The 4,298-nt window shown below is 64.9% G+C and carries 6 protein-coding genes; 2 read left to right on the top strand and 4 right to left on the bottom strand.

The window, feature by feature from the left end; all coding sequences use genetic code 11:
• The 4 genes from ABI385_RS07925 to ABI385_RS18490 form a co-directional block, all read right to left on the bottom strand.
• A partial coding sequence (locus ABI385_RS07925; protein ID WP_348103207.1) for a recombinase family protein occupies window positions 1-1,030 on the bottom strand: 1,030 nt, incomplete at its 3' end.
• A 634-nt stretch (window positions 1,031-1,664) separates the two neighbouring features.
• Window positions 1,665-1,934 (bottom strand): helix-turn-helix domain-containing protein, encoded by a 270-nt coding sequence (locus tag ABI385_RS07920; RefSeq protein WP_348103206.1) that lies wholly within the window; start codon window positions 1,932-1,934, stop codon window positions 1,665-1,667.
• A gap of 445 nt (window positions 1,935-2,379) precedes the next feature.
• Window positions 2,380-2,898: a hypothetical protein gene (locus tag ABI385_RS07915; protein ID WP_348103205.1), complete on the bottom strand. Its 519-nt coding sequence runs from the start codon at window positions 2,896-2,898 to the stop codon at window positions 2,380-2,382.
• Entirely contained in the window at window positions 2,793-3,047 is a 255-nt protein-coding gene (locus ABI385_RS18490) for a TMEM175 family protein (protein WP_407068240.1), read from the bottom strand. The genes ABI385_RS07915 and ABI385_RS18490 overlap by 106 nt, the downstream gene beginning before the upstream one ends.
• 306 nt (window positions 3,048-3,353) lie before the next feature.
• Here ABI385_RS18490 and ABI385_RS07910 point away from each other — a divergent pair, with 306 nt between their 5' ends.
• Window positions 3,354-3,620: a type II toxin-antitoxin system Phd/YefM family antitoxin gene (locus ABI385_RS07910; protein WP_348103204.1), complete on the top strand. Its 267-nt coding sequence runs from the start codon at window positions 3,354-3,356 to the stop codon at window positions 3,618-3,620.
• Window positions 3,617-3,895, top strand: a complete 279-nt coding sequence (locus tag ABI385_RS07905; RefSeq protein ID WP_348103203.1) for a type II toxin-antitoxin system RelE/ParE family toxin — start codon at window positions 3,617-3,619, stop codon at window positions 3,893-3,895. Before ABI385_RS07910 ends, ABI385_RS07905 begins: the two co-directional genes overlap by 4 nt.
• Window positions 3,896-4,298 lie beyond the last annotated feature (403 nt).

Here is a 4,298-nt window from a genome sequence, read left to right as displayed (position 1 = left end):
ACAGCAGCCCTCGCAACTCGTATGAATGTGGGCTCGACCTGGGCTTGCGCTCTCTGGTACTGGAGTTTGAGACGAGGCGACCTCTGACGGCGACGAAAGTGCCGTCATCCACCAGGGCATCATGCGTGCGATGTTCTGGCCGGACCCACTCTTCCTCTGGCCGCCAGCGCAGCCGGGTTCGGTTTCCTGCCGCCACATCTTCAGGATCGACCAGCTCCTCGACCTTGCGCTGCTTGGCCCAGACTCGCCGGCCGGTGTACGACTCTTTGAGGAGGATCGCGCGGACGGCCGAGAATGCCCATCCACGAGGATCGCGGTGAGGATTTCGTCGACGGTCATGTGCGCTGGGCGATGGAACGGCGTCATCAGTCAGTCGTTGTGCGATGGTTCGCACACCCACTCCCGCCAGGTACATCTCAAAGATCCGCCGTACCACGGGTGCCGTGTCCTCGTCAGGTACGAGTCTGTGCGCACGCTGACCCGCGGCGGCCTTTCCCGGATTGGGATGCGGGCCCGCATCCACTAGGCGGTAGCCATAAGGCGGTCGACCGCCCATGAAGCGGTCGGTGCGTGAGGCAAGATCTCTCATCGCGGCGCGGGTACGTATTTGTATCCGGCTGCGCTCGCCCTTGGACATGCCCCCAAAGAGTGTCATGACGAGGTCGTGCGCTTCGGACCCAGGGTCGATGGCACCCCCTACCTCCGGAACCCAGAGCTGCACGCCGTAGTGCGTGAAGACGGGAAAGGTCAGGCTGAACTGGTTGCCGTAGAACGCGCGCTGAGGTTCCCCAATGGCAACGCCATCGAAGCCTCGGTCGGGGTTTGGAAGCTCGGCGAGAAGTCGAGCTGCCTCAGGTCGCCTCTTCCACGGGATCGACCTTGACGTGCCCAGGTCGAAGAACTCCTGGACGATATTCATCCCGACGGGCTCGACCAATTGCCTGGCCCGGCTCAACTGCCACCCGCAGGAGGCTTCCGGGTCCTGCTGGTCCTCGGTAGACACCCTGCCGTAAAAAGCAACTCGCTTCACGCCGCCTCCGTCTTGGCTCCCTTCGCCGCCGCCACGACAAGCTGTGCGAGAAGGGCCAGTGTGGCATCAGGGAGCGCGTACTCCGAGGTTACGGCGATTTCGAGGCCCGGCGAGAGACCGGAGCAACCGAAGTCGCACGGCGCTGCGCCGGCCTGAGGTGGTACGCGACCTAGGTGGTCGGAGGAGAGAGTCGCATGCTCGGAGGTGTCAGTCATGCCCCTCTAAGCACAGGACCTCCCTCTTACTGGACTCGCTCCTGCTGGCAGGTTGCTGCCAATGCGCGCCACGCTGTGATTCAGACCCAGTATCGCCCACCAATTTCCACCCCATCTGACCTGCGAATATGTGAGCCGCAGCCAGCCGCGTGGGGCAGGCGTGGGGAAGCCGTGCCGACTGGGATGGGTAAGAAGACGCGCACCCGCACGTCTAAACGCGGTGCACAGCTGCTTCACCTCAACCCTTAGGAGCCGCGGGGAGACCATGCCGTCGGCGACGACGCGTTTCCGCATGAGGGCCGGCGGTACTGCAATGTCCGACGGTGGTCGACCTGGCTAGGCATAAGAGGGCTCGGCTCGAGCTGGCTGGGAGGCGCCGCTTCGAGCAGAGTTCACTGCCGAGAAGAACAGCGCCCGAGTCAGGCGCTGCTCAGTCTCAGTGTCTCGATGTAGGTGCGTACGTCCTCGAGGGTGTACCGCAGATACCGGCCGACCCGGAACGCCCGTGGGCCCAGTGGTGTGTTGGCCGTTGACAGCGAGTGCCATCGGTACAGCGTGGCCTTCGGGATGCCAAGCAGTTGTGACACCTCCTCGACCCCAAGCAGCGGTCGGAGGTCCCAGTCGTTCGCCGACTGGGTGGCCCGGACGGACTTGCGCTGCGAGGGGCCACGTCGCGAGGGGTGTTGCATCGCTTGCCTCTTTCAAAGGGCGTGAGGAACACCCCCTTAAGCACCGACCCCCCCTCTTACTGGACATGCGATTCTCTCGCTTCTCAAAATGTGAGACGAAGGCATGTTTCAGCAGGTGGATGACGGTGGCGGGCCATCAACTCGGCGGGACAGGTGCCCTATTTGCGACCAGGTAGAGACCGCCGCCAGTTGGGCGGTCGACGTCGTGGCGGGCTGGAATGGCAAAGGCATCGTCGGAGCGGACATGGCGGTCACCTCACGCGGCGATCCAATCGATGGCCCGACCCCGCCCGCCGCTCACGCGGTCAGGTACCAGGACCGGCCCGGACGTTAGTCCCGACCGCCGACCTGTGAGACCAACTCAACGCATCCGTGACTTGCCCCTACAAGCGGCTAGGACGCATGCGGGGCGACGTCGCGGGCAGTCAGGTGCGGACCGTTTGGCTCACGATGGTTCGTTGCCGGCCAATGCCGCAGCGTCGCCGTTTTCGGTCTGTTCCTGGATGAACACGGCGGCGAGGAAGAAGGTAGGGACGGCGATGAACAGGGCCAGCGCCAGAAAGGGGGAGACGACGGCTAGGGCCGCGGTGAGCGGGAAGACGACGATGCTGACGAAGGTGCGACGCCGGGCGGTTCGGATGTACTGGATCTGTGTGGACTCGGTTAACAGATTGGGGTGGCGGGCTAGGTAGCTGTACACGGCGATGAAGCTGAGTGGGACCAGGAACCCGATCCCGGCGTAGAGCAGGCTGGCGGTGACTTGGTCGCTGCTGTCGCCGGTGCGTTGGGACGCCGAGATGACCGCAGCGGGCCAGGGAAACAGTGAGGCCACCAACAAGATGAGCAGGTTGAGACTGATCAGGGCCCCGTTGACGGTGCGGACCCGGGTGAACAAGTCGTGGTGGTTGTCCAGATGGACGACACGTTCAGGAACGCTGCGAGGTAGGCGGCGTAACTCGGCCACTGCGCGCCCAGCTGCTGGGCGAACATGCCGCGTTCAAAGTCAGTGTGCAGGTCCAGCACCAGCAGCGTCACGGCGATCGCGAGCATCCCGTCTGAGAACGCCTCAACACGAGTGCTCTCCGGCAGGCGGCGAGCCGTTCTCTCAACCATCAACATCCTTTCTGGCCGAGCAACCGACCCGGCCGGCGAACAGCTGGCCCGGGGTGCGCCACCGATACCGGCCGCACCGCAACCTGCCACATCACCGCTGGGATGACCAGACCAACAGGGTTGAACCTCGCACTGTCATTGTGCTGACTTACCGACGCCGGATCCGGTGCGCCCGGCAGGCGGCGGAAGGGGACGGCCGCACTCGCGGCGAATGCAGCGCGGCCGGCATTTCCCCTCGGTCTGCCGATGACGGGGCGATAGGGCATCATCTTGCACTCCGGCTCGACAGGCGCCACAATTGTGTCCATGTCCGTTGAGCCTCTGCGAGATGTGCGTAACCACTTCAGTGACGTCGTCGACCGCGTCGAGCACGAGCACGAGCGCGTCACCGTGACGCGCAACGGGCGGCCCGTGGCCGTGATCATCAGCCCAGCCGACTTGGAGGAGCTGGAAGAGACGCTCGCGGTCCTCAGCGATCCCCACGCGCTGGCGGACATCCGCGAAGCCGACGCGGCCTATGCCGCCGGTGACGTCGTTCGCGGCGCCGAGGCCGTGCGCGCTCTGCGGTCGTGAGCGACGGCCACTACGAGCTGGTCTTGACCCCTCCGGCGACCCGGGCTATCCGTTCCGGCCTGCCCGAGAGTGTGGCGGCGGCCGTCATCGAGTTCCTCATCGGTGCCCTCGTCGAGAATCCCCAGCGAGTCGGCAAACAGTTGCGCGGCGACCTCGCGGGCGTCTTCGCCGCGCGCCGAGGTACTTATCGAGTGCTGTACCGCATCAACGAGGTGGACCGGGAGGTCGTAGTCCTCAGGATCGAGCACAGGCGCGACGCCTACCGCGCCAGATGACCGCAATGGCCGCGAAGAGGGATGACTACTCGCGGCTGTGTGGGACGGCCGCTACGCGGCGAAAAGACGCACGGTGATGCGCGCTGCGGCCGACGAGCACCCGTGGGTCTCCACGGTTCGGTTGGGAGACTCTGGGTCTTTCCTCACCGCCCGCGGGGGGGGCGGGGGCCTCTCGACCGTGAGCTTGGAGTCGGAAAAGCGGGTGTGGCGTGGCCGCCATCCCGACCTTCATCACCACCACTTGTAGGAAGTCGTAGCTGGAGTGAACGTGGAGCCCGGAATCTGTCAAGTCAACTGAGACAGTTGGGGTCAGTTCATTTGGGGTTCGATCTGCGGCTGGTTGATCCAGGATTGGGTTGGCATCAGCGGCGGGTGTGGTCGGTGGCCGAACCGTTCGGGGTGG

Source organism: Lapillicoccus sp., assembly GCF_039935575.1.
Classification (GTDB): domain Bacteria; phylum Actinomycetota; class Actinomycetes; order Actinomycetales; family Dermatophilaceae; genus Lapillicoccus.
This window is presented reverse-complemented; position numbering and strand designations above follow the sequence as displayed.

What these genes read in the sequence shown, in the direction of transcription:
- ABI385_RS07920 (WP_348103206.1), bottom strand. Translation starts at nt 1,934, where the DNA reads ATGCAACACCCCTCGCGACGTGGCCCCTCGCAGCGCAAGTCCGTCCGG.
- ABI385_RS18490 (WP_407068240.1), bottom strand. Translation starts at nt 3,047, where the DNA reads ATGGTTGAGAGAACGGCTCGCCGCCTGCCGGAGAGCACTCGTGTTGAG.
- ABI385_RS07910 (WP_348103204.1), top strand. Translation starts at nt 3,354, where the DNA reads ATGTCCGTTGAGCCTCTGCGAGATGTGCGTAACCACTTCAGTGACGTC.